Here is a 25290-nt window from a genome sequence, read left to right as displayed (position 1 = left end):
AAGGGTTAGTAATTACAAAAAAAATAAATAAAAGTGAATATATTAGGCTTTTATAAAAGCCATATTAAGCAAAAATTGAGTCCATCTCAAGTAATAACATTACAAATATTATTATACGTAAGTATCTGTACATAAAACTGTACAGATATCAAAATTAAGTAATTATTTTTCCCTACCAATAAAATTAGAAAGTAAGCGAAAACTTATGCGAAAGGTTTTTAACTTTAAAATAGTTAAGCCTACCTTTATTTTAGTTTCCTTTAGTTAAAAAAAATCATAGAAAATTTATTTAGTATTTCCTCAGAATTAGTATTAATTTTAGATATAACTCAGTGGCAAAATACTAATATATTAATGATTAGTTTAGCTTTAAAAAAGAGGAAAATACCATTATATTGGAAAATTTTAACTCATAAGGAGCTAGTAATTTAACCGAACAAAAAGCAGTAATTTATCCAGTTATAAGATTATTAAAAAGCCAGAAAATCATGATGACAGCAGATAGATAGTTCCATAGTATTTTTCTATCTCACTGGTTGAAAAAATATCAGAAGCAAGATGTATATTTTGTTTTCTAAAAACAAAATCGACGATAATTAAACGAAGTAAAAAATATTGTAAAACCTCAGAATTAAAAGTAAATTTCGGTGAGACTAAACTATTATTGAAGCATGTATTACCCAAAATTTTGAAGGCAAAAACATATAATTTACTCGTGTATAAAAAACAGAAATATTGTCAAAAATATGTTCTAGATAAATGGTATATTCTCTCCAATTTATCATCTCCTGAAAAGATTAAAAAAATATATAGTCAGAGAATGGGAAATGAAGCAATTTTTAAAGAATATAAAACTTGTGGTTACAATCTAAAATCAGCTAAGGCTAATGAAACGAGATTAAGTAATTTAATTTTATTAATAGCTATTTTATACACAATTAGTTCATTTCAAGTCCAAAAAAATTAAAAATAAAGTGGTTAAAAATATATATCAATAACTAATGAAAAAGTGAGAATAAAAAAAGAAGAAACAGTATTTTTCTTGTAGAATTATCTATGATTTATTGGGCAATAAATTATGATTTTATCTGGGGATTAGTAGAAAATTTAATGAGCCTTAATCCTCATAAATTACTATATTATCAAAGGGGACTCAAAGCGATGAATACAGTGGTTAATTAGACTGTAATTTTTGATTAACAATAAATTAATTCATGTGAGTTTTTTAATAATATTATATTCTCATACAGCTTGGATAATTATTCAACTCAGATGGTAGATAAGAGTGAATTGGCGATCGCTACCTCTCAAACTCAATAAGCTTTCTTTTTTAATTGAATTAATTATTCAATTTATTCTCTCAAATAATTACTATATCTATCATTAAGCTTACTTGTCACCCCGTGAGAGCAAAGAGTCTTTCGATGTCATCTGGCAAGATATTGCCGAAGTCTAGTATTTTCTCCAACTACAATGGTCATATAGGTTTTGCCGATAATTTTATCCCCATCATTAATAGGCCTTGGCATATACTTTCCATCCATCTGTAACTTAAAGGAGGACATTCCTATTTTTTAACTTGTTCCCATAAAGGATAAAATGTTTTTCCACTACAATTTCCAATAACCCATTCTAAAATTCCTTTTTTAAAATGATTTATTGCCGTTCATAGCCAAATTTGGTTTTTTTGAGCATAATTATGTCTGTAATTCTTCTAGCTATCCTACTTGAGGAGTTTCTTCAGGAGAGTAAGAACTTGATAATAGTTTTCCTACTTATTTAATCAAGTTGATAATTGTAGTACAGTGTACCTTTTTCACTCTTGATATTCCTCTTAAACCCATAGCATTAACATACATTTTAACCATTCATCTGTGAGTTGATCACTATAAACTGTATAAGTTTCAGCAATCAATAAATTAACGACCACAATAAACACAGATGTAGTTTTGCTTTCCTTTCTTTTGGCCATTTTTATTGATGTGAGTTGATTGACATTCTGGACATTCTATAATTTTTCTGCCTAAGATCGCGATCGCTATAAACTCAAATCATACCTTAATTCACCAACGCACTCAACTAACACTTTTCTTGCCATAGAGCCAGAATTAAATTTATCCCTTTATTTATCTAGGCTGTATTTAGAAAAATATCAACTTGGCACAAATAGCAACTGTATTTTCATCTAATGCCCAAGTTAAGTTCTAACTACAAACGCTTACAAAGGTTTCTCCCACACTTTGACATAGATACTAGGGAACTTGTCCAGGCTGTGATAGCCATCATAGACTGCTCGCAAAAATGGGTTTTGAGTAATTACTGAACTTAGTGGCAGCTTGGTAAACATAAATACAATATTCTCATGTTGGGAGTTGTTTACTCTCGGCTTGGTAATTTCTGTAGTTGGATAAATATTATATCATGTCTGGTAACATCGTTTATATAAAATCTGAGAGATATTGCTACGCAACCCTACCGCGAACCCCACTCTTCAAGCACTTGATAGATTATCAGTAGGCCACTAATGAAAACAAGTGAGACCCTGAATAAATGATATTGCGACGCAACGCTACCGCGAACGCTGTTTCATTAAGTTGATACATCGCTCAAAGACTATATTTCCTATCTGGGATAAATTTTCACTCGTTTTGATTACTTATAGGTTCATTAATTATTGGCTATAGTCGTTCTGCTAATTGTAGTTAAGGTGTATCGGCTGGTAGAAACTCCAAGTGCAATGCCTCTGGAATTTTTAGTTTTTAACTACTGTGCCAACCCGCCCTGTCTGATACTAATATCATATGCTTACTGTTTCTGTTACCAAAATGTTCAGCTAAGTTAGACAACACTTGGTTAAAAATATTAATATTAACTAGCGTTGCTGAATTAGAGTATGATTTGGGGACAGAGCGATCGCCAAAAAAGTCAACTTATTAGAATTCAAAATTATGCAATGTCCTAAATGTAAATTAGGTCATATCAATAAAAATGGTCCTAAAAAAGGAAAACAAAACTTTTTTAGTGTCTATTGTGGCTGACACTTCATAGAATGCTATGAATATGGTAGAGGTTACTCTCAAGCTCTTAAACAAGAATGTCTAAAAATGTATGTAAATTTTATGTGGTTTAGAGGTATTGAAAGAGTCAAGAAAATGCATCAAACCACAATTATTAATTTGGTCAAATAAGTAGGAAAACTATTACCTGATTGTTATGCTCTAGAGGAAACTCCAGCAATAGGAGAATTAGATGAATTGGACACATTTGTAAGCTCAAAAAAAACCAAATTTGGCTATGGAAAGCAGTAAAAAACTTTAAATGGGGTATTTTTGCATGGGTTTTAGGAAACCATAATACCAAAATTTTTGCTCCATTATAGGAAGTTATTAGTAAATGGAAATTTTATTTTTATGTGACACATGGATAGAAAGTTTACCCAAATTTTATTCCTGATGGAGATCAAATTATTAGTAAAACATAAATGGTTTGAGTTAAAGGTAAAATACACTTTATAAGACATTATTTAGCAAGGTTACATCGTTCAAATCTTTGCTATTCTAAGTTCGAAGAAATGCTCAAATATTTTATTAAATTATTAATTCACTATCTAAAATTTAGAGATGTGCCAACTTCTTATTCAAATAATATAAATTCTTTTTAAGTTTAGCGATCGCTCTATTCCCAAATCATACCTGAATTCAGCAAAGACTATTAACTTTGGGCAGGAGCCACCAATTAGTTTGCTTTTGCCACACGGAGATACAAACCCATAGAGCCAAAACTACTTTATTTCGCCAGTTAACCTCTGCAGTTAGTTCTACTCCAACAGGTGTCCATACTCGTCATCAAATTGACTTTAAACCCAAACAATGTTCATCTATTTCCCATAGTTCTATAGTGGCCTCTTGATATTCAGCTTTAAAAAGTTCAAGGTAGCTTTCCTTCTCATCCCTAGATCAATACCAGCACTTTCTTGTTTTGATTGACTGCGACTAAATGTTTGCGAGTGTGACGCTTTTTTTTCCCAAATAAATCAGTTTTTGTTTTTCTGAGTCAGTTTGTCGTTGTACTAGCCGTTCTGTGCCATCTATTATCACTCGTTCTACTCCAGGGAAACCCTCAATAATTATTGGACACTGTTAATTTAACGCTCTGAAAGCGTCTTCTTTTCTCCCAGAGCTGCTTCTAAAATAGGTTGTAAGCGATGAACCCAGTAATATACTTAGCTACAGTCTATATCAAACAAGATACCAGCTAAATCCAAAGTCGAGTAACACTTAAAGTAGAAAAGAATGTAGAACAATTTCTCTTGATTGGTGCGTAAACGGGCCAAAAGGGCTCTTCCAACAGAGCATTGACGAGGTGAGCGAGTGCAATGTTTGCTCATACAAATGTTTGCTCATACATTTGATCAAAGGACTCCAACAAAGATTCAAATGCTTTACCGTTTAATCAGTGTTAATGCTCTGAGTAACCTATCCTGTTTTAAGACTCGTTCAAGATTTAGCATTTTTATGGCCAATTTATTCTTGAATCATTTTATCTTATTTCCTAACAACTCTATTGGGTCATGGGATGAAGAGTCAGCTAAGGTTTTGTGGCTGTCCTTGCTCTCTGTTTATCATATCTTGTGTGTTGGCGGAGGATGGTGGCGGTAGCTAGATCACACAAGATAATTTTTGGGCAGCCTTAAATGTTGTTTTAACTAGTAAAAGACATCAAGCAGTAGGAAAAGAAACAGGAAAGACTTCTTATATTTAACGACTCAATAATACCCTTTTGACAAAGGTTATTCAGGCTAGTACGAAAAACTTTATCCTTTTTGTCATCTGTGAAAAATCACATTAGTGAAATTTGGTATTTTATTCATCACTATAATTAATCATTACTTGTTTAGCACTACCTTTAATTTGATGATTTTTTTCAAAATAATTAATTATTTTACCCTAAATTTAACTTGTTTTACTTTTAGCAAATCTTTAATCAATGATAATTTTTACTTTCATTCTGGAGACTAGGAGATTTAGCTAATCAAATTCAGGCAAGGTAAGGATTTAGTCTTTGGCGATCGCTTTTTTTTTGAGATATCTAGGATTACCACTAACTATATTGTAGTCGCACAAGTACCTCTTTCATATTAGCTTCCCTATCAATTTTTTCCGCATATTTTTGATTAATAACTGTATCATCAAAAATTAAGTATCCTTCTAAATATTGAACAATTTTCTCTTGGACATTTAGCCATAAATCTTGTATTAGTGCAACTCTTTTTTAGCAACTTAATTGACTACTTAAATCTAACACTTTTAAATCAGGATTTATTATATCTTTGCTGATTTTTTTAAAAGTATTTGTCTAAATTATACCATTTTATATCTTAGCATTACTATACAGGACTACCTTCTTTTTATTCAGCTTTTAACTAGCTATTATCGAATAGTTAGCAGATATAGCAATTGGTATTATTTAATATTATTAGGCCAGACATTCTAGCTCATCTCAAATTTATTCAGAGTCAGAATACACAGGGAAATAGCCTTCGTCCTTACAAACTATTAACTTTGCGCCTTATGCCTTAAGCTATAGTATTGTGTACAGCTATCCCTAATAGGTTTTATAAAGATCAGTAACATACTCTTGGTAACCATTGTAAAGTAAAGTCGGGCGTTTTTCCCAAGACCAACTAGCACCTTCACTGACTATTCTTTCCGTTGCTTGTGACCATCGAGGGTGAGGAACCTCAGGATTAACATTTGCTTCAAAACCATATTCATTTGGTATCAGAGTATTCCAAAATGTTGCAGGTCTTTGTTCTAAAAATTCAATTTTTACAATAGATTTTGCCCCTTTAAAACCATACTTCCAAGGAATAACTTCTCTTAGAGGTGCTCCATTTTGTTTCGGTAATAACTTACCATACATTCCCATAGCAAAAAAAGCTAATTCGTTAGCCATTTCATCTATTCTTAAACCTTCCGTATAAGGCCAAGGATAATCACTTGCCCAAAAACCCGGACCTTTAGTAATTTGTGGGTCATAAAAAGATGTAAAACGAACATATTTAGCCTTTGATGTTGGTTCTACATCAGCCATTAATAACTTCATAGGAAAGCCAAGCCAAGGTATTACCATTGCCCAAGCTTCGACACACCGAAATCTATATATTCTTTCTTCGAGAGGAAACCTTTTTTGTAGTTCATCTATGTCATAAATACGAGAATTCTTGACTAAACCTGTAACTTCAACTTGCCAATTTTCAGTTGGTAAAGCTTGAGCATTTTTCCAAATAGATTTAGTACCGCCAAATTCATAGAAATTATTATATTTTGTTCCTAAAGCTTCATCAGTTATTGAACTTTCAAGTTTAGCGAAGTTATAATTAGGTGTAAAATTGCTAATTTTTGGTAAATTTACTGCTTCATAAGTTGGAGATTTTTTTGAGTTTTCAGCACAGCTTGTAAGAGTAGATAAAGCAGTAAAACTTATACCAGTACCTATCAGGTTTTTCATAAACCGACGGCGGTTTACATAAACTTTTTCTGGTGTAATTTCTCTTTCAGGAATTTCCCAAGATTTTTTGATATGGATTAGGGGCATAATTAATTTTTAGTGACTATGAGTTTAAACTAGAATACAAAAAAATTATTACTTTTGCAGCTAGTTAATAATATATATTATTAAGGGTATTGATACTATAGCAATCCTATTTTTATGTTGTCCAAAACTTGGCAACTTTTGGGAATGGGGATTTGGATAAGTGTGGGTAGAAGGATAGGAGTTTTGGAGTTTATTTTTAGTTTTTGAATTGTCACAACCATTTTATCGGATTACTGCTACAAATTTTTCTTTGTCATTTTAACAACCATAAATTCATACAACCACCAATTATTCCATGATGTTTGTAGATAAAATCTGATAAATATTATCATAGAACAAATATGCTTATTGATTGCTGATCATGAATTATCGCATCAATTCTCAAAACCAGAATCCAGAAGATGCTGACAAGAATATTGTCAGTCAAAATGAGACAATAGTGGGAACATCCAAATGTCCACCTATACTCAAAGAACGCTACCAAGTGATCAAACCCTTGGGTGAAAGTGTCTGGAACCATACATTTCTCGCTATTGACCACGATAAACCTTCTAAACCACCGTGTATTATCAAAGAATTTGTCAACCTAGACGACATAAAGGACCTAGTTTTTCAGAGTCAAGAAGTTATTCCAACATTTTTTAGCTGTGACCCAGTGCAGCTAGACAAAATTGGCAAACATCCCCATATTCCGGAACTATTAGCATCTATAGAACATGATGGCCACCATTATTTAGTACAAGAATACATTGAAGGCTCAAATCTGGCCACAGAACTTATAGAATATGGTGTCTTTAGTGAAAGTAAAATTTGGCAAATATTGAATCAATTATTACTAGTTTTGGAGTTGATCCACGACCATCACTTGATTCATGGAGATATTAAACCAGAAAATATAATTTGTCGGAGAAAGCAAGGAACAAATACTCAGGAATTTGTTTTAGTTGATTTTGGAGTAACTATCTCCGCTACTGGAGATTTATTCTCAATAGGAAGTATTAATGGTTCTGCTGAATATGCAGCCCCAGAACAAACACAGGGGAAAGTCTACCCCAACAGTGATATATATAGTTTAGGTGTAACTTGTCTGCATCTATTAACAATGGTTTCACCCTTTGAACTGTTTGATATTAAAGCCGAAAAGTGGGTGTGGCAAGACTATTTGAAACATCCCATAAGTAGACATCTTGGTCGTATCTTAGATAAAATGATACAACGAGATCATCGTCAAAGATATCAGTCTGCAGCAGAAGTTATTAAAGATATCAAGTATGGACCAACACCAGCAGATGTTATACTGCAAAAACAAAATTGGAATGTAACTATTTGGGGGGGAGTAGCGATCGCTATGTTATCATTAGTAATTAGCTCTCGTGTACCATCTGCCAAACCTCGGCCATCACTTTCTCCATCTTCCAACACTACTACTATTCCTAATGAAGAGCGAAGTTTCCCCAGACCAAAAATTAAGGAGGAGTATAAAAACACACTCCCATCATTACAACCATATACAGGAGTAGGAGACAAACTTTCTCCACTACGAACTTTAGCAACAACTTCCGGTCCAGTATGGTCGATCACCACTAGCCCCGATGGTCGTATTGTTGCTAGTGGTAGTACAAACGGGAGTATTCAACTATTGCATTTGCGTAGCGGGCAAAATTTGGGTCAATTATCAGGACATGATGGACCCATCTGGTCTGTTGCTATTAGTCCAGATGGTCGTACTCTCGTTAGTGCTAGTGGTGATAGTACGCTCAAAATTTGGAATCTTTACACTCGTAGATTGAAAAATACCTTATCTGGTCATCTTCAAGATGTTTTGTCTGTAGCCATTAGTCCAGACGGCAATACGATCGCCAGTGTCAGTAAAGACAAAACTATTAAACTGTGGGATATTAATAGTGGTTTGTTGTTATATACTCTTTATGGACATTTAGATGTAGTTCAGTCTGTTGCTTTTAGTTCAGATGGCAAAACCTTAGCTAGTGGTAGCAATGATGGTACTGTTAAACTATGGAATTGGCGTGATGGTAGACTACTCAGCACACTGAAGGGACACCGAAAACCTGTGTGGTCGGTTGCTATTAGCCCCGATGGTAAGACTTTGGCTAGTGGTAGTTGGGATAAGACGATTAAACTTTGGGAGATTAATAATAATAGTTTTCAAAGAGTAATTAGACGTTCTCAACGTACTTTAATTGGTCATTCTGAGAAAGTACAATCTCTCCAGTTTAGTCCAGACGGTGAAACCTTAGCTAGTGGAGATTTTGACGGTACAATCAAACTCTGGCAAATTAAGACAGGTGGTTTGATGGGAACCCTTAAAGGACATTCTGCTTGGGTAAATTTAACCTTTGATCCTAGAGGAAAAACATTAATTAGTGGCAGTTTTGATGACACAATTAAAGTATGGCGCTTTTCTCCTTTGAGATTCTAAAGTTTTTTGGATGACAAATACCTAAAATTATAGAACCAATTGTAGGAATTTTCAATTGAAAATTCCTACAAAAATTTTAATTGTAGCTATTTATAGAGATTTTTCCTTTCATTTGAAAAAGGGTTTGATGCTGCTCACGATAACGCGAAACAATGTAAATAACTAGCTTTAGCTTCCTGGCTATTTTGTTGCCTGAAGAGCAAAGATAAGTTATAGACTACAGTCAGTGGTATAAGTGTGAAACACCGAAGCTAGCTCCAAAGCTTATGTACTTCCTGCTTCTTTTGGTTTGAGTAAGTTTAGCAGAACGGTAATTCTTCCAATTACACCCTAATTTAATTCCCTTTTCTATGTACAGACGTTGCATACAACTTACCTCTCTATTCCTAATTCCTAACCTCAGCCATAATACTTCTCTAAAGCTTATGTACTTCCTGCTTCTTTTGCTTTGAGTAAGTTTAACAGAACGGTAATTCTTCCAATTACACCCTAATTTAATTCCCTTTTCTATGTACAGACGTTGCATACAACTTACCTCTCTATTCCTAATTCCTAACCTCAGCCATAATACTTCTCTATTGATCTCATTTTTTTCTATTAACTCAAAAAATGCTGTCATGGCTAAAATCAAACTCAAAATATTAATAATAAATCTATTAGTTTCACTAGCTTTTGCCAAACCTGTAGTTGCATACATAAAGTGGCAAGCACAAACTTTAAAACGCTCAAGAGAATGTTTTTATTGTGATCTTTCCAAGATTAACCTCAGTAATTCTAATTATAAAAAAATGAATGTAACTGGTTCAGTATTACAGAATGCTGACTTCTCTAATACAAATCTTGAAAAAGCCAATTTTACCAATACAGATTTAACAGAAGCAGAATTCGACAGTGCCAACTTACAAGAAGCTAACTTACAGAGATCTATCCTCAAGAGAACAAACTTTTGGGGAGCAAATCTCCAGAAGGCAAATTTACGCGGAGCTGATTTAACAGAAACTATTTTTTGGAATGCTGATTTAAGAGACGCAGATTTGCGGGATACTAATATAAATAATGCCAGCTTTATTGATGCTCAACTAAAAGGTGCAATTTTACCCGATGGTACTGTATATCCTTACAAATAATCATTGTTAGTAAATGTATAATTTTTGTTTTTTTCCAGAGTAATATTTTTTCTGTTTATCGTGATTATCTTGCCTATATCTATTCTGTTATTTACTATTTAATATAACTTTATTCGGTTAAATTTATGACCCTTAATAATTTACGCAACTTTAGTCATTGGTGTGTCAAAGACATGAATTTTATCTATGACTAATAGAATGCTTTTTTTTCATATTAAATCGTTTTTATCCGATTAAGTTAATACCTTCTTAGGTCTGCGTCTTCTGCAGCAGGACATGATAATCCTTCTTCTTGAAATTTTTCAATAATTGAAGGTAATTGCGGACCCCAGTAATCATCTTTTGACCATCTATTTATCCACTGTTTAGCCTCCCTAAATGAATTAGAATTTCTAGGTATTTCGCATAGATTTTCCAATCCTTTATCAACTCTATTATTCTTAGCAAAAAAAATAGCTGACTCAATCAAATTTTCATTTTCTTGTTCATTTAATTTTTTATATTCCTGTTCATTTTTAGGCTGAATTTTCTCCGGCATATTATTCTGTTCATTTCTAGCCTGAATTTTCTCCGGCATATTATTCTGTTCATTTCTAATCTGAATTTTCTCCGGCATATTATTCTGTTCATATATTAAATATACTAAAAAGAAAAATACTAAAATAATAATATATAACGGGAATATTAGCACTATCAAATGCCAAAATTTTAATTGATATATTAGTTTTTCATTATCAGACTTAAGAATATTTGCTTGTTTTTCTGACCATGTCTGCGAGTTAAATTTTTGTTCTTTATCTTCTTCTATTTTTTCTTCATTTGGATGATAATTTTGCTTTAGCTGCGACTCTGTTTTTTCTTTCTTAGGAATATTTGCTTGTTTTTCTGACCATGTCTGCGAGTTAAATTTTTGTTCTTTATCTTCTTCTATTTTTTCTTCATTTGGATGATAATTTTGCTTTAGCTGCAACTCTGTTTTTTCTTCCTTTTGAGTTGCTTGTTGAGAAAATGTATTACGCTGATTCTCTAACTTCTCTAATCTAGATAATATATCAGAGCTCACCTTTCCCAAATCTATATTTTTGGAGAGGTCTATTGGTGGACTAGATTCTGTTTCTATTTGATCTTCTTTAAAATCATTTTTCTTCTCTTGCTTAAATGATAGACTCCGTAATTTTTCAAATGACCTTCTTAGATCTTCTGCTTCTTCAGGTATAAATATTTGAGCTTGTTCCCATCTTTTTAAAACTTCTGAATACTTCTTTTCTTCGTATAGAAAATCACAATATATAAGCAGTACGATCGCTACCCATTCGTCTTTTTTTGTAGTCTTATCTGATTTCTCTACCAATTTTTTCACAAGAGAATACGGATCTTTTCTTTCCATGAAAACAGCTTTGAAAAGTTGGAAAAATTCATAGTCTTTATCAAACTCACCAGCAATTTTTAAAAGTTCAATCACAAAATTATTATTATAACGCCACCCTTCTACTAAATAGGGAATCATATCATTCCATATATACTCCACATTATCTTTACTACTTAGCCAGAATCTATGATAAAACCAATTAATTATAAAATCAGGAAACTCTTCGTTCCGAAAACGCTGTTTTGCTGTTGTTAGTTTTCCAGTTAAGTCTTCTATCTTATCCTGAAAATAATGTGCTGCCTTACGATTAAGATTTTTAGCTATTTTTTGAGATTCACTTTCATACTTGTTGAAATTATTTTCATTTCTCAGTGACAGTAAGTATTGTTTCGTAAACTTCTGATGTATCTCCTCTAGCTGTTGTTTTTCTGGCAAGATAAATGGGTAATTATTGTGTAATTCCTGTAATTTAGCATCTAGGTTTTCACAACCTAACATGAATTTCAGAAATTCAGGATTTGGACAATATGCTATGGCAAGTAAGTAAACCGCGCGTTTATCTTCCTTGTTTACACAGTAATGTAACAAACGTTGAACAGTTGTTGCCAAAATTTGTTCATCAGGACTCTTAGCTGCGATAGGCATGGGAACATCATCAACACCTAATATTTCATCTAAAGAAACTACACCAAACATGGTAGCTATTTGCTCTATTATCCAAACATTTCCACCACTGTACTGATATATTTTTTTGGCTTCATTATCATTGATTTCAAAATATTTCTTTTCGCTAAAATATTCTTTAATTAGGGATTTATCAAATTCATCAAGAGAGTAGTTGACAACTTGATTTTTCAAATCGCTGTTATAGCCTTCAACATATACTAGCGTTCTCAATTCCCCTAAAGACTTTATAGCTTCGTAACGTACATCTGGATCAGGATGATCGAGTAACTTAGTTAATAGTTTAACTACTTGCTCTTTTTCGATTTTTCCAATCGCTTTTACGACTTGTTCTGGTTCTATTTCTAATTTAAATTTTTCAGATTTTTGGTTGAAGTTATCCTCTTGTTGATCAAAAAAATTAGAACCATAGTCGAAAGCAAAATAATCACGTAGTGTTAAATGCCGAAACTTATAGGTTGAAGTTGGGTTCTGATTATTAGCTTTTTCTTCAGATTCTAATAAATATAGATTTTTAGTCAAATCAATAAATTTTTTAATGTCTTCTTGAATTTGAATTACTTTATTGAAGTGTTCTGGCAAAATTTCATTATCATCTGGCTCGCGATCGCTCATCATTAATACAGCAATTTGACCTAATAATCTCTTGACTTTATTAAGTGACCATGGTATCGGTATTTTGGACTTTCCAGACTCTCTTTTGTACTGTTCTCTAACAAATTTATCGAGTAATTTTTCTAAATTACTGACTGCTTTATAAATAGCCTCTATCCCTTGAGAAATAGAACTCGGATTTTGTTGATAAATTGACACTAAAGTGGATGATAGAACATACAGCAAAAATGGAGTCCGAATTAATTCCAACAAATCTTTCTTTACTTGAATAGTATTCCATAGTAAATCAAAATCAATTTTTTCACCATTTAAAGAATTATTCAGCTTTTTTTGATTAATCTCTTTCAAGTATGTTTTAATTTCATCATTTTTTAAACGGTTGAGAACAACTAACCCATGAAAAATATTCTTAAAATCCTTTTTTTCTTCCTGAATTTTGCGCCGTATTTCTTCATAATCTCTATTACCGGGACTTTAGCAAATTTCAAGCCCAAACAAACCCTAAACTCTCTTTATGAGCGGTAAATACGTCGATGTTTTCATCTAACCACTCAACAAAACGATAAGATATTGCGGTACGAAATGCTTCTAAAGTATCAGTAAACGTATTTAATGGTTTGTTAGCCCAACGCCTTCTTATACCTCCTGTTAACTGATGCCAGATAATAAATGTATAAGCACAAAATACTAAAATAAAATGCCTTTTAAGGCTGATTTTATCTCTGACTTGATATTCTCTTAATCCTAACCATCCTTTGGCTTCCCTGTAGAAAACTTCCACCCAATTTCTTTGAGAATAAGTAGAATATATCCACTCAGGAGTTACATATTTGTCTTCTCTATTAGTGATATAATAGTTAATATCAGTGGCCTCAGAAAAACTTTTAGCATTCATAACGATAGCTATAGTTTTTTGACCTGACATCCTAGATATTTCTACTTCTAATGTAGCTACCCAAACTTCTCTAGCATTTTTTGTACTTAGTTGAACTAAGTTGAAAGCTTTCTGAGGTATACTTTCTGCCAGCTTGTCTAATCTAATTTCCTCTTTAATGTCATCTTGTTTTTTAATGATGACTTTTCGATTTTTAGCTAATCCTCCTATATAAGTTAAACTTCTTTTCTCTAGTTGATTTAAGAATGATGTATTGTTACCATAGCCAAATTTCAATTAACACAATTTCTGGTTGGTGTCCTCTGGACAAACATTGATCTACTAGAGACATTGCACTCGTCTGGTTTCTTGACAAATTCTGGGTCTTTTTTTCCTTTTGGAAAAGAATCAGCTTTCTGATACAAAGCTATGTCTAAAGGTAGACTTTTAACTCCATCATAAAGATGAGTTGTCACCACGACTACACCATTATCTGTTTTTCCTATTTCTCCTATATATTGCCGCCCTACTCCTGCAGTAAAATTACCACTTTTTCTGTGGCCTGAATCGTCTATAATTAAAGCAATAGGATCGAGAAGGTTTTGTTTGGCGACGTTCCCACATTACTTGAAGACGACGCTCATTCACAGCATCTACAGACCAATTTGCTCGAACTAGAAAATGCCGTAATTTGTGGTACGTGTGACCTACAGTGTTGTTGGCAATTTGAGACAAGTTTTTTCGATCGCTTTCTCAAGAGTAATCCTCCTATATATTCCCTAAACCCTGTTTTTTGGGCTTTTGTTTTAAAGACATTGTTAAAGCGATCGCACCATCGATGGAAACAAGAGGGCATGGCCACTGAAGTTGTTTCTTTCATCAAACTTTTCCCAGGCCAGTAATTAACGTAAAATACATATCAGGTATACATTATACCCTTTTTTTTACTATTTTTTCACTAAAGTCCCGTTACGACAAGTCATCACAATTGAAATATTATTGGGATTTAAATTTCTTAAAAAATCTGATAACTTCGAGAGAAAATGAACGCGATAGTCTATGATTTCTGCATCTCTGCTTTCTGACCTTTTTGACACATTAGAAGGTAACTCATCTAATCCATCCAAAAGTAATAAAAGTCTTTTTGTTTGTATTTCTTTCCGGAAATCCTCCTCTATTTTACCAATCTCTTTAGCTAAAAACGTAACAATATCTGCTGGGTACTTCCATTTTTGAATGGATACAAATATAACCAGGCTATTATTTTCTGCCTGTCTCTCTTTCTTAGATATATTTTTCTTAAATTCTTGTAAAGCTACTGTTTTTCCAGCTCCCGGTTCTCCCAAAAGTACTAAACGCTTATATCTCTCAAATGCGTCATAAAGAGTCTCAAAAGGCTTTTCATTAGGTAAATTATTTTCTGAACTTTCTGGAAGTAAATCAGGTCTATTCTTGAAAGATCGTTTTTCTAGAATAAAAAAATTTGCTTCTAATCCAGTCTTAGAAATATTTAGGTTTGGATCTGCTTGAGTAACCATAAGTTTTTTTCTCCATTCAATAAAAACTTGTACCGATATGTTTTAGGACTTGCGCAAATAAACCCGGTTTTTTAAATAAATTGTTGTTTTTAACAATAGACATCTAGGAAAAAGCTTGGTTTCTACGGTTGATCGCGTAAGTTCTGTGTTGATTTACTCACTTATCACTACAGCTAAATTATGGTTTTCTGATTAAAGATTAAAGCATTGACACATAAAGGCTTCAGCATTTTGCGACTTGAAAAAAGTGTCTATTTTTCGATTCTGAGAGCTCAAAAAGTTAGGATTTTGGGCTGACCACTGCAGAAAAATTAAGGGACAATTCTTCCATCTATCCTTCCATCGTCGAGATTAGGGGTGGGTAAATTTTTTTTTCCTCCGTAGGGGCGTTGCATACAACTTACCTACCTATTCTTTAAAAAGACCTTTTCAGCAAACCCTAAATTATTCAGTTTCTTGATCTATTGCTAGCTCTTCAGCTGTCATCTTAGTTATACTAATTTCATAAACTTAAGCTACACTTTTAGAAGTAACCTATTATAGAAAATGTCCCCATGTCAGGAGTAGTAAAAATTGAGATAAATGAATCGGTAGAAACTCTCAAAAAACTTTTAAAAAGTGCGAGTACAGCTCAAGAAAAGGAAAGACTTCAAACTATTTACTGGTTGAAAACTCAAACAGTAGAAACAGTAAAAGAAATTGCGATAATGTTAGGACGCAATCGAGTCACAGTACAAAAATGGTTAGGGAAATATCGTACAGGTGGACTGAATCTTTTACTAGAACCAAAGAAAAATCTAGGAGGGAGGCCAAGTTCAATTCCACCAAATGTAATCGAGAAATTAGAAGCAGAATTGCAAAACCCGGAAGGTTTCCAAAGCTATGGTGAAATTCAACAGTGGTTAACGACTTGTTTTGACATCGAGCTGTCTTATCGAACAGTTCATCAATTAGTCAGATATAAATTAAAAAGTAAATTAAAAGTTCCACGTCCAAATCACATAAAACAAAATAAAGAAGCTCAAGAAAACTTTAAAAAAAACTCTCATCTCAACTAGAAGAGAAAATTAAGTTAATTAATAAATATTCGGAAAATCAACTGCCAATTCGCTATTGGTGTCAAGACGAGACTAGAATTGGATTAAAAACTATAACAGGTAAAGTCATTACTGCTTGCGGTGTTAAGCCCATTGGTTTATATCAATGGCTATTTAAATATCTATGGCTTTATGGTTTAGTAGAACCAAAAACAGGAGATTCCTTTTTTTATGAATTTAGTCATCTAGATACTCCTTGCTTTGAAAGATTTTTAGAGCTTTTTTCTCAAACATATCCTGAAGAGATTCATATTATTCAACTAGATAACGGGCGAGGGCATCTAGGGAATGATTTATCTATCCCTGATCACATCATTTTATTATTTCAACCTCCTTATTGTCCCGAAGTTAATCCCATTGAAAGACTGTGGAAAGAGGTGAAAAAATTCTTGAAAAATCGAGTTTTCGATTCCTTAGATTTCTGACGCAGAATCCTGAGAAATATATTAACTGGATTTAGTCAAAAAGATATTGCTTCTTGTACAGGATATGATTTTATTCTTGAAGCATTATGTGTAGTCGGACTTTAGGAAATTGGTATTAGTACATTTAATAGAGCGTGAAACCTCAGCATACTTATTATTGACGTAATTCTGGAGCCATTTTTCTGACACGCCTGTTACACGGGTTATACCAGCTAAACTAATTTTTTCTCTATTTTAATTTATCAATAAGTTCTTTGGTTTCATTACTAATATAATCTCTTTGACTATTTTCGACAAATTGTCTCTGACAATTTTGACATTGATATTTTTGTTTTTTGTTGTGAATAGTCCCATTTTTGACAATATGATTACTGCCACAACTAGGACAGATTAATTTATGAATGGACATCTGAATTATATAGATTTTTTCTTATTACTGTCATAGATAATAGCATACTTTTTTCATGATAGTTGAGTTTAATTCTTGATAGTTTAATGACTGATTATTATGTAGCGATCGCCTAGATAAAAATTTTGAATTATTAAGCATAAAAAACTTAATGTTTTCAAGATTGATGTCAATAACTAATCATTTATATTGGCTTATCACTACATATACAGGACCACCCTTGTGTAAATGGAGAAACTTCAGTTTGAAGTTTAAGAGTAGATGGAGGAGGAGTATCAAGTATTAGCTCTACCGTAACAGTTTGGGTTGAAGTATCAGAGACTTTTGTGCGATCGCCATCTGGCTCTGCATAAGGGTTCCCAGTTTCAGAAAATTCAATCTTTAACTGATGATTTTTTATGGTAACTCCTAAATGGCTTAATGCTTCACTTTGGGTGTTAGGGTTGGAGATTTTCTTCATTAAACATCTCCAAAATAGAAAATAAGGTAAAATTATCAAAACCATTTATGTATAAAGTCTCCCAAATGAATCCAACTTTAGAATATATTTATAATCATCCAAAAGAAACAAAAAGAATTATTGGCATTACTTATGAACAGCTAATAAAATTAATAGCAAAGGCCCAAGTAATAGAATCAGAGAAAAAGGAGGCGATCGCCAAAACAGAAAAAAGATTAATTAAAGCAGGTGGAGTCAGAAAAAAGAATTTAACAAAGGAAGAAGAAATAATTTTAACGTTATTTTATTTACATCAAATACCAACTTTTCAAACATTAGGAATTAACTTTGGTATAAGTGAATCAAGTGCTAATAATATTTTTCATTACTGGATAGATATTCTCAGAGAATTACTGCCAGCAAGTTTATTAGAACAAGTAAAAAAAAAGAAAATGAATTGGAATGGGTAAAGGAGATATTAACAGAATTATAATTAATTGTAGATAGTACAGAACAAAGTATAGAAAGACCAAGTGAATATAAAGACCAAGAAAAATATCAAATATGAAAAAAGAAAAATTATACTTTTAAAAATCAAATAATAACGACACCAAAAGGAACAGAAATAGTAGATGTAATAGTAGGAGAAAAAGGTCCAGTAAGTGATGTAAAAATATTAAGAAAACAACAGGATAAATTTGATAAAAAACAAAAGTTTCAAGGAGATAAAGCTGATGAAGGAGTAGAAAGAACTACTACACCAAAAAAGAAACCAAGAAAAAAAGAAATGCCGCTAGAAATCAAAGAAGAAAATCAAGAAAAAGCCAGAAAGAGAATATTTTTAGAACATATAATAAGATTAATTAAAATATTTAGAATTGCTAGAGAAAGATTCAGATTAAAAGATAATAATTATCAAAAAGTAATCTTAATAATATATGATTTAGTGCGACTAAGAATTGGCTCTTTTATATTAGTATAAACCATCAAAAGCCGAGATAAAAATAATAAATCAAAGTACAATAAATATTTTAATTAGTAACACGAAGTATCTCTGATGCCCATAAAACTGTACAAATTAACTATCTTCATAAGTAGCGATCGCACCACTAAAGATAGTTAGGATAAATGTTTGAGTATTTTTGGAGATGTCTAAAGGTTCTAGTCCAGTTTCATTCCGTTTTTTAAATAAATCTCTTAGTGGATATTTAAGTTTATCACCGCGTTGAAATGCATTACGAAGTGCATTACGCTGCTCTGAATTTTCCAATTCACTCGCTAGTTTATTAACGAATTCGTATTCATCAATTTGTTGATCCAATTTAACAATCTTAGACTTGGGTAAACGTTCACATAGTCCATCAGTAAATAAGGAAGTAATATTACTTTTTCCTAAAATCAAGACACCTTTTTTACTATCTTGTTTTAGGATAGATACACATTGTTTCAGCTGATAGTAACAATTTTTTACAGGTAGAGTCGTTATTTTCCGATGCGGTGGTATTCGTCCAAGTGTTGCCGATGCTGTTACTAATGCTCCCGGTAAACTTTCTTTGACATATAATCGCAACAAGTGCCAACCTTTCTCTGTTTCAATTAGTTTCCGATAAGTTTGAGCCAAAGCTTGGGTTACTGTAGAACCTGATGACAAATTCTGATAAAATATTTCTGCAGCCGCTATTGCGCTAGTATCTAATACCCGATCGCCCCAGCCCAAAACTGCTTTAAAACCATTTTTTACTAAACTTTCAGCCATCGAAGGAATAGATGACTCCCGTGAATAAGCAGTCCGACAAGCCGACAAGAAAATCAGTTGAGGATTTTTAAATAGTAGTGCATCAGCAATATCTTCAGCACTACTATATTTAGCCTCTCCAGATTCTGTTTCTGTAATCAAATAAGAGTTTTCTGCATGACCTGCTAGATGAAGCACATCAAAAAAGCCTTTATCATGTTTATTTATCAAACCCTTCAGCTTATTCAAGCAACCACTATATTCTATTTCTAGAGAGAAAGGGGACTCTTGGCTTGCTTTTAAAATACTTATTTCCTCTTCTACAAGGTCTAATTTTGGTTTATTGTGAGGAGAAGCTGGCATAAATGCCACACTCAATGCTTCATTCTTGGGTTTATCATCCATAGTAAGTACTTTCATGCTTCCTGAATTAGGCACCCAACGAACGGGAACAATTGCAGGTGTAGAATTAACTAAGAAATCTTCATCATTATGCAGCAGTTCCCAAGGTAGATGTGATAGCCCTTCGAATGTTGCAATTGCTAGAACAATTCCTTCGCCTGATGAACCATCATGAATTACTCTGTCTAGATCCCGTTTATCTCCATTTAGCCATTTGTAGAGATTTTGACCTGTTTGGGTATAGTCTACTGGAAGGTAAGTATAATACTCAGCTTCTGACTTTTTAATTAAGTCTGAGATTTCTCCTAGACTGCGCGAAACAGGTTGAAACTCGAGGAGGTTATCCCAATAGAAACGGAATTCAACAGAATCATCTCCTTTTAGCTTAAGATTCAGGTGTAGAATTTGCATAACTGTACTATTGCCTTAGTTAATCTTCAATAATCTTTTTGATGTCCTCTATAGTTGCATCTTTAAGTAACAGTCGTTTTCCACTATTGGGAGCAACAACCAAAACTTTCTCTATACGAGGTTGGGCCGAAGTGTGAAGAGATTTTTGATATTTGTTTTTCCACTCGTAAAGCTGTTCTGCAATGGTTAAACTACCGCCAACAAGACCAACTATTGTGGCAATAGTTGTCAATACTCCTTCTCTCTCAACCTCGTTAATTGTTTAATAGCTACCTTGGAGTCCATTAATTGCTAGCATTTCCTCAGTAGCTAGGACAGCATCTTGGCCTTGAATTTCAATTTTGATCATCATCTTAATTCACTCAGTTCAGAAGTTATTGAGCTGACCAACAGCTCACTTTTGGTTAAGTATATAAGTCTTAGCCTTATATTCTGCTTCATAAAACCGACATAAAACGTCATAAGAAGTAAAATTTTCATGTTTACTTCCCACTTCAGCTAAGAACATCCGTACTTACTGATCTACAGGCATTTAAAGGTGAAAGCCAGAAGAATTTAAACAGACCGTATAAACGTAGGGCCAGCCATAAAAAAAACTTCAGATCAGCAAGAAATTGCCTACAATTATATTCTATTATTCTGTGATGTGTCCAAAAAGGATAAATGAACTAGCGGCACTAAAATAAAGTCATTTGTCATCAATAATTGAAGTTTTCTTCAATATACTGGCCTCAGGAAATCAGTCGCTGATATTCAGTTTGGTTAATCTATAGCCATCATATTACTTTACAAAAGTTAGCATGGTATCCTAACTTTACCCACATTCATATTATTGTCTAGACCCTTTAATTAATTAAGCAAGAAGACACAACCTATAGTATTATTGTCGCAGTTGGGCAATCCACCGAGGAGCTTCGGCTCAGTAGGAGTCCCTGTCCTTTCAGGCCGGGGAGGATGTCAAAATCTTAAATAAAATCGAAGGAAATATTATAATTCTTTTCAATTTAGATTTTAGTTCATTAATTATTAAGATACTATGGCTATTGGCTATCTTTCCTTTGTGCTTCATGCCCATCTCCCTTTTGTGCGACATCCAGAAAGGGATTATGTTTTAGAAGAAGAGTGGCTATTTGAAGCAATTACAGAAACTTATGTCCCCCTAATCCAAATGTTTGAGGGGTTAAAGCGAGATGGTATAAATTTTAAATTAACCATGAGTTTGACACCAACCTTGGTGTCCATGCTACGAGACCCCCTGCTACAAGGCCGCTATGAACATCACTTAACCTTACTCCAAGAATTAGCAGATAAAGAAATTGACCACAATATCCACAATGGTCATCTTCGCTACCTGGCAGAACATTACGTTACCCATTTCAATAATGTTCGGAAACTTTGGGAACGTTATGACGGTGACTTAATTACTGCATTTAAGCAGTTTCAAGACAGCAACAACCTAGAAATTATGACCTGTGGAGCTACCCATGGCTACTTTCCATTAATGAAAATGTATCCACAGGCAGTATGGGCCCAAATAGAAGTTGCTTGTCAACATTATGAAGAAAACTTTGGTCGTCGCCCCACAGGTATTTGGGTGCCAGAATGTGCTTATTATCAAGGTCTAGAGCGATTACTGGCAGATGCTGGTATACGTTATTTCTTAACAGATAGCCATGGTGTACTCTACGCTAGACCTCGCCCCAGATATGGGAGTTATGCTCCTATTTTTACAGAAACAGGAGTTGCCGTTTTTTCTAGAGACCATGAATCTTCTCAACAAGTATGGTCTTCCCAAGTAGGATATCCAGGAGACTCAGAATATAGAGAATTTTATAAGGATTTGGGTTGGGAAGCAGAATATGAATATATTAAGCCTTATATTATGCCTGATGGCCAGCGCAAGAATACTGGCATTAAGTACCATAAAATTACAGGTCGTGGTCTGGGATTAGGAGATAAACAACTTTACGACCCATACTGGGCCAGAGAAAAAGCAGCAGAACACGCTGGTAATTTTATGTTTAATAGGGAGCGTCAGGTTGAGCACTTATATCAAATTATGGAGCAACTCCCGATAATTGTTTCTCCCTACGATGCTGAGTTGTTTGGTCACTGGTGGTATGAAGGGCCTTGGTTTTTGGATTTCTTATTCCGCAAAACTTGGTATGACCAAAGCACTTATCGGATGACTCATTTGGCAGATTATTTACAGAAACATCCTGAACATCAAGTTTGTCTTCCAGCCCAGTCTAGTTGGGGATATAAGGGTTTTCATGAATATTGGCTTAATCATACTAATTCTTGGATTTATCCTCATTTGCATAAGGCCACAGAACGGATGATTGAATTGGCACAATACGAAGCACAAGATGAATTGGTATTAAAGGCTTTAAATCAGGCAGGCCGAGAATTATTGCTGGCTCAATCTTCAGACTGGGCATTTATTATGAGTACGGGTACTATGGTTTCTTATGCTGTGCGGAGGACACGATCACATTTGATGCGTTTTAACAAGCTCTATGAAGATATTCTACAGGGAAAGATTGACTCTGGTTGGTTGGAAAAGGTTGAGGCGATCGATAATATATTTCCTCAAGTCAACTATCGGGTTTACAGGTAACTTTCTTATATCAAAAGTTAAAAATCAAAAATAATAAAGTAATTAGGACTTACCCAGGCATGCACCTGATTTCTAGACTGGAGATGGCGCTAGCTCGGTGAGATAGTCATTATAAGGTAGAGTAAGTAGATACATAATACAGAGTAGATAAGCCGATAGATACCCCAGGCCAGTAACTTATAGCCATGATTTATAACCAAAATTATTTGAGGCTGTCGACAAGAGACAAAGTCAGAGGGAAGTAAGTCGTCCGGTATGAGTATAAATACTTAGTAGTGCCTGGCTCAAGTGCCGAAAAGAAGAGGGAGAATAACAAGTTAAAATCCCGGGTTTATCAAAGGAGGGCAACATACAATTAAAGACCTGGAAAAAATCCGAGAGTTTATGGAGCAGAATGGGCACAAAGCCCAAGAACAGATAGCCAAGTTGTGGGGAGAAGAAGTAACCCAGCAGAATGTAAGGGATGCTGTCAAAAAATTGAGAATTACGGGAAAAAAACTTATGTCGCCTTTGTTGTCTACATATTACAGGTATCTTTAGAATATTGGCAAGAAGCAGGCAGGGCTAAACTTATCAGCTAATGGGTTACTCATAATAGTGGTAAGGGCGCCAACACCTTATTACATCGTAGCATCATTAGTAGCTTGGGAGCGCAAATATCAGGACTTAGGCAATAGTATTAACTTTTAAAAGTTAATCTATATAGCGATCGCTTGAACAACAAAATATAAAACACTTAAAAATTTAACCATTACTACCGGGTTTAATAGAATTTGCTTCTATAGACTTAATTTCAGAGATTTGTCAACCTAAAAATGTGTAGATACCAATAACAAAGCTTCTCCATCCCAAAAATCTAGATTTATGATGAAGTTTAAATAAGTATCTCCTAAGTAATTAGTATAATCACCATTCATAATTATCTAATAAAGGGAAAAAAATGTCAGACTGGCAAGTAATAACTGGTGGAGTAACAGCTCCCAAAGGATATCAAGCAACGGGAATAACTGCGGGGTTAAAACCTTCTGGGGCAGAAGATTTGGCTTTGATTTTATCAAACGTAGATGCTATTGCTGCTGGAGTCTTTACAACAACTCAAGTCAGAGCTGCTTGTGTGGACTATTGTCGCCAATGTTTGGAGAATAAACCAAGTGCTAGAGCAATTTTGTGTAATGCTGGCCAAGCAAATGCTGCTACAGGAGATTTAGGTTGGCAGGATGCTGTGGAAAGTGCTAAAGAATTGGGTAAAGCGCTAAATATTTCTCCAGAGTTAATTTTACTAGCTTCCACTGGAGTCATTGGTCAACGAATTAAAATGGATGCTCTCAAAGCAGCTATTCCCAAATTAGTGTCTACAGTTTCTCAAGAAGGAGGGGAAGCAGCAGCAAAAGCTATTGTCACGACAGATTTAGTTACAAAGTCAATAGCTCTAGAAACTCTAATGGGCGATCGCGTGGTTCGTATTGGTGGTATTGCTAAAGGTTCTGGTATGATCCATCCTAATATGGCAACAATGCTGTCATTTATTACCTGTGATGCAGCAGTTTCTCCTCAATTATGGCAAGACATGTTAACTACAGCAGTTAATCGTAGTTTCAATCAAATTACTGTTGATGGGGATACCAGTACCAATGATACAGTTATTGCTCTGGCAAATGGTCAGTCTCGCACATCTGCTATTACTAATATGGGAGCAGAGGCAAAAAAGTTGGAGGCAATGTTAACAGAGGTTTGTATTTATTTAGCCAAAGCGATAGCTCGGGATGGGGAGGGGGCAACTTGTCTGATAGAAGTTCAAGTTACTGGAACATCTAATGAAGTATCTGCCAATAAAATTGCCAAAACTATTGCTGGATCTTCTCTGGTGAAATCAGCTATTTTTGGTCGCGACCCTAATTGGGGAAGGATAGCTGCCGCTGCGGGTCGCGCCGGAGTTAAATTTGATCACAAGGAGTTACAGGTAAAGTTGGGAGATATTTTGCTAATGGAGAATGGGCAACCCTTAGATTTTGACCTAGCTGCTGCTAGGGAATATCTTAAGCAAAGGGCAGCTGGAAAATATCTCTTAGATGATACTGTATTAATCACTGTCAAAGTTGGGGACGGTGTTGGTAGTGGTAAAGCTTGGGGATGTGATCTTAGTTATGATTATGTAAAGATTAATGCTGAATACACTACCTAATTTCGAGCATAACTTAAAAATCAAAAGTCAGAAGTGAGATGATTTTTTATATTACGTTTTGAACTAGGTATAGGTTTGTTTTGAGCTTTTTAGACCGGAAAATCGGCACTTTTGTCTATCCATAAAAGCTAAACACCAATATTAGTACATGCTTTGTAATTAGCAAGCCCTACTTACAAGGCTTTTCATAATTATTATAGAGCACAAAGAACAGGATATTGTATGCAACGTCCGTACATGGTTATAACAATTTACAAAAAGAATGTTTAAGAAACTTGCGTAAAAATAGGGGTGGTCCTGTATATGTAGTGATAAGCCAATATAAA

General features: G+C 33.8%; 17 protein-coding genes and 6 pseudogenes. 13 read left to right on the top strand and 10 right to left on the bottom strand.

Annotation, left to right across the window (positions count from 1 at the left end; all coding sequences use genetic code 11):
* Nucleotides 1–526 precede the first annotated feature (526 nt).
* Both TERY_RS31935 and TERY_RS35770 read left to right on the top strand, forming a co-directional pair.
* Complete coding sequence (locus tag TERY_RS31935; protein WP_155994625.1) at nt 527–967, top strand: transposase; 441 nt, start codon at nt 527–529, stop codon at nt 965–967.
* Between the two features lie 89 nt (nt 968–1056).
* Entirely contained in the window at nt 1057–1182 is a 126-nt protein-coding gene (locus TERY_RS35770; protein WP_370496309.1) for a hypothetical protein, read from the top strand.
* 248 nt (nt 1183–1430) lie between these two features.
* Here TERY_RS35770 and TERY_RS35765 read toward each other — a convergent pair.
* Nucleotides 1431–2012 (bottom strand): annotated as a pseudogene (locus tag TERY_RS35765) (IS1 family transposase); the annotation flags it as partial.
* 936 nt (nt 2013–2948) lie between these two features.
* Between TERY_RS35765 and TERY_RS29495 the strand changes: the two are divergent.
* Together TERY_RS29495 and TERY_RS35760 are read left to right on the top strand one after the other, a co-directional pair.
* Nucleotides 2949–3661 (top strand): annotated as a pseudogene (locus TERY_RS29495) (IS1 family transposase).
* A 1013-nt stretch (nt 3662–4674) separates the two neighbouring features.
* Nucleotides 4675–4882, top strand: a pseudogene (locus TERY_RS35760) (IS1 family transposase); the annotation flags it as partial.
* A 722-nt stretch (nt 4883–5604) separates the two neighbouring features.
* Here the strand turns inward: TERY_RS35760 and msrP are convergent.
* Complete coding sequence (gene msrP / locus TERY_RS00260) at nt 5605–6597, bottom strand: protein-methionine-sulfoxide reductase catalytic subunit MsrP (protein ID WP_011609974.1); 993 nt, start codon at nt 6595–6597, stop codon at nt 5605–5607.
* A 361-nt stretch (nt 6598–6958) separates the two neighbouring features.
* Here msrP and TERY_RS00255 point away from each other — a divergent pair, with 361 nt between their 5' ends.
* The gene (locus tag TERY_RS00255; protein ID WP_011609973.1) at nt 6959–9037 is read left to right on the top strand and encodes a protein kinase domain-containing protein; all 2079 of its coding nucleotides are present in this window, start codon (nt 6959–6961) and stop codon (nt 9035–9037) included.
* 223 nt (nt 9038–9260) lie between these two features.
* Here TERY_RS00255 and TERY_RS34245 read toward each other — a convergent pair whose 3' ends face one another.
* Nucleotides 9261–9734 (bottom strand): hypothetical protein, encoded by a 474-nt coding sequence (locus TERY_RS34245; protein ID WP_196797174.1) that lies wholly within the window; start codon nt 9732–9734, stop codon nt 9261–9263.
* On the opposite strand from TERY_RS34245, the gene TERY_RS34240 reads away from it, so the two are divergent.
* The gene (locus TERY_RS34240; RefSeq protein ID WP_052845724.1) at nt 9655–10164 is read left to right on the top strand and encodes a pentapeptide repeat-containing protein; all 510 of its coding nucleotides are present in this window, start codon (nt 9655–9657) and stop codon (nt 10162–10164) included. The genes TERY_RS34245 and TERY_RS34240 overlap by 80 nt on opposite strands.
* Before the next feature lie 238 nt (nt 10165–10402).
* On the opposite strand, the gene TERY_RS00240 is transcribed toward TERY_RS34240, so the two are convergent.
* From TERY_RS00240 to TERY_RS00230, 3 genes and pseudogenes are all read right to left on the bottom strand, one after another.
* Nucleotides 10403–13030 carry a HEAT repeat domain-containing protein gene (locus TERY_RS00240; RefSeq protein ID WP_196797172.1) on the bottom strand — a complete coding sequence of 876 codons (2628 nt, stop codon included), beginning with the start codon at nt 13028–13030 and terminating at the stop codon, nt 10403–10405.
* Between the two features lie 286 nt (nt 13031–13316).
* A pseudogene (locus TERY_RS00235) lies at nt 13317–14586 on the bottom strand (IS701 family transposase).
* A 67-nt stretch (nt 14587–14653) separates the two neighbouring features.
* Nucleotides 14654–15244: an NACHT domain-containing protein gene (locus TERY_RS00230; protein ID WP_011609969.1), complete on the bottom strand. Its 591-nt coding sequence runs from the start codon at nt 15242–15244 to the stop codon at nt 14654–14656.
* A 554-nt stretch (nt 15245–15798) separates the two neighbouring features.
* Between TERY_RS00230 and TERY_RS00225 the strand changes: the two genes are divergently transcribed.
* Both TERY_RS00225 and TERY_RS26750 read left to right on the top strand, forming a co-directional pair.
* Nucleotides 15799–16302: a helix-turn-helix domain-containing protein gene (locus TERY_RS00225; RefSeq protein WP_011609939.1), complete on the top strand. Its 504-nt coding sequence runs from the start codon at nt 15799–15801 to the stop codon at nt 16300–16302.
* 8 nt (nt 16303–16310) lie between these two features.
* A complete protein-coding gene (locus tag TERY_RS26750) occupies nt 16311–16766 on the top strand; it encodes an IS630 family transposase (protein ID WP_081432519.1) in 456 nt (151 codons plus the stop codon).
* A gap of 126 nt (nt 16767–16892) precedes the next feature.
* On the opposite strand, the pseudogene TERY_RS35755 reads toward TERY_RS26750, so the two are convergent.
* Nucleotides 16893–17175 (bottom strand): annotated as a pseudogene (locus TERY_RS35755) (IS1 family transposase); the annotation flags it as partial.
* 184 nt (nt 17176–17359) lie between these two features.
* Nucleotides 17360–17635 carry a hypothetical protein gene (locus TERY_RS00220; protein ID WP_155994198.1) on the bottom strand — a complete coding sequence of 92 codons (276 nt, stop codon included), beginning with the start codon at nt 17633–17635 and terminating at the stop codon, nt 17360–17362.
* A gap of 65 nt (nt 17636–17700) precedes the next feature.
* Between TERY_RS00220 and TERY_RS00215 the strand changes: the two genes are divergently transcribed.
* Both TERY_RS00215 and TERY_RS00210 read left to right on the top strand, forming a co-directional pair.
* The gene (locus tag TERY_RS00215) at nt 17701–18084 is read left to right on the top strand and encodes a helix-turn-helix domain-containing protein (RefSeq protein ID WP_044137067.1); all 384 of its coding nucleotides are present in this window, start codon (nt 17701–17703) and stop codon (nt 18082–18084) included.
* A gap of 110 nt (nt 18085–18194) precedes the next feature.
* Nucleotides 18195–18596, top strand: a pseudogene (locus TERY_RS00210) (transposase family protein); the annotation flags it as partial.
* A gap of 96 nt (nt 18597–18692) precedes the next feature.
* Here the strand turns inward: TERY_RS00210 and TERY_RS00205 are convergent.
* Nucleotides 18693–20162, bottom strand: a complete 1470-nt coding sequence (locus TERY_RS00205) for a CHAT domain-containing protein (RefSeq protein WP_011609965.1) — start codon at nt 20160–20162, stop codon at nt 18693–18695.
* A 19-nt stretch (nt 20163–20181) separates the two neighbouring features.
* On the bottom strand, nt 20182–20394 hold the full coding sequence (locus TERY_RS00200; RefSeq protein ID WP_011609964.1) for a hypothetical protein: 213 nt from the start codon (nt 20392–20394) through the stop codon (nt 20182–20184).
* 804 nt (nt 20395–21198) lie between these two features.
* Between TERY_RS00200 and TERY_RS00195 the strand changes: the two genes are divergently transcribed.
* From TERY_RS00195 to argJ, 3 genes are all read left to right on the top strand, one after another.
* Nucleotides 21199–22782, top strand: a complete 1584-nt coding sequence (locus tag TERY_RS00195) for a 1,4-alpha-glucan branching protein domain-containing protein (RefSeq protein ID WP_011609963.1) — start codon at nt 21199–21201, stop codon at nt 22780–22782.
* A 384-nt stretch (nt 22783–23166) separates the two neighbouring features.
* Entirely contained in the window at nt 23167–23322 is a 156-nt protein-coding gene (locus tag TERY_RS31920; protein ID WP_155994197.1) for a hypothetical protein, read from the top strand.
* A gap of 400 nt (nt 23323–23722) precedes the next feature.
* Complete coding sequence (argJ, locus tag TERY_RS00185; protein ID WP_011609962.1) at nt 23723–24964, top strand: bifunctional ornithine acetyltransferase/N-acetylglutamate synthase; 1242 nt, start codon at nt 23723–23725, stop codon at nt 24962–24964.
* Nucleotides 24965–25290: the final 326 nt, after the last annotated feature.

The sequence above is a fragment of the Trichodesmium erythraeum IMS101 genome (assembly GCF_000014265.1).
Taxonomy (GTDB): domain Bacteria; phylum Cyanobacteriota; class Cyanobacteriia; order Cyanobacteriales; family Microcoleaceae; genus Trichodesmium; species Trichodesmium erythraeum.
This window is presented reverse-complemented; position numbering and strand designations above follow the sequence as displayed.

Bases quoted from the DNA above. Each gene is read 5' to 3' on its own strand.
- TERY_RS35770 (WP_370496309.1), top strand. From the start codon at position 1,057: ATGATTTATTGGGCAATAAATTATGATTTTATCTGGGGATTAGTAGAA.
- msrP (WP_011609974.1), bottom strand. From the start codon at position 6,597: ATGCCCCTAATCCATATCAAAAAATCTTGGGAAATTCCTGAAAGAGAA.
- TERY_RS00255 (WP_011609973.1), top strand. From the start codon at position 6,959: ATGAATTATCGCATCAATTCTCAAAACCAGAATCCAGAAGATGCTGAC.
- TERY_RS34240 (WP_052845724.1), top strand. From the start codon at position 9,655: ATGGCTAAAATCAAACTCAAAATATTAATAATAAATCTATTAGTTTCA.
- TERY_RS34245 (WP_196797174.1), bottom strand. From the start codon at position 9,734: ATGTATGCAACTACAGGTTTGGCAAAAGCTAGTGAAACTAATAGATTT.
- TERY_RS00230 (WP_011609969.1), bottom strand. From the start codon at position 15,244: ATGGTTACTCAAGCAGATCCAAACCTAAATATTTCTAAGACTGGATTA.
- TERY_RS00225 (WP_011609939.1), top strand. From the start codon at position 15,799: ATGTCAGGAGTAGTAAAAATTGAGATAAATGAATCGGTAGAAACTCTC.
- TERY_RS00220 (WP_155994198.1), bottom strand. From the start codon at position 17,635: ATGAAGAAAATCTCCAACCCTAACACCCAAAGTGAAGCATTAAGCCAT.
- TERY_RS00215 (WP_044137067.1), top strand. From the start codon at position 17,701: ATGAATCCAACTTTAGAATATATTTATAATCATCCAAAAGAAACAAAA.
- TERY_RS00205 (WP_011609965.1), bottom strand. From the start codon at position 20,162: ATGCAAATTCTACACCTGAATCTTAAGCTAAAAGGAGATGATTCTGTT.
- TERY_RS00195 (WP_011609963.1), top strand. From the start codon at position 21,199: ATGGCTATTGGCTATCTTTCCTTTGTGCTTCATGCCCATCTCCCTTTT.
- TERY_RS31920 (WP_155994197.1), top strand. From the start codon at position 23,167: ATGGAGCAGAATGGGCACAAAGCCCAAGAACAGATAGCCAAGTTGTGG.
- argJ (WP_011609962.1), top strand. From the start codon at position 23,723: ATGTCAGACTGGCAAGTAATAACTGGTGGAGTAACAGCTCCCAAAGGA.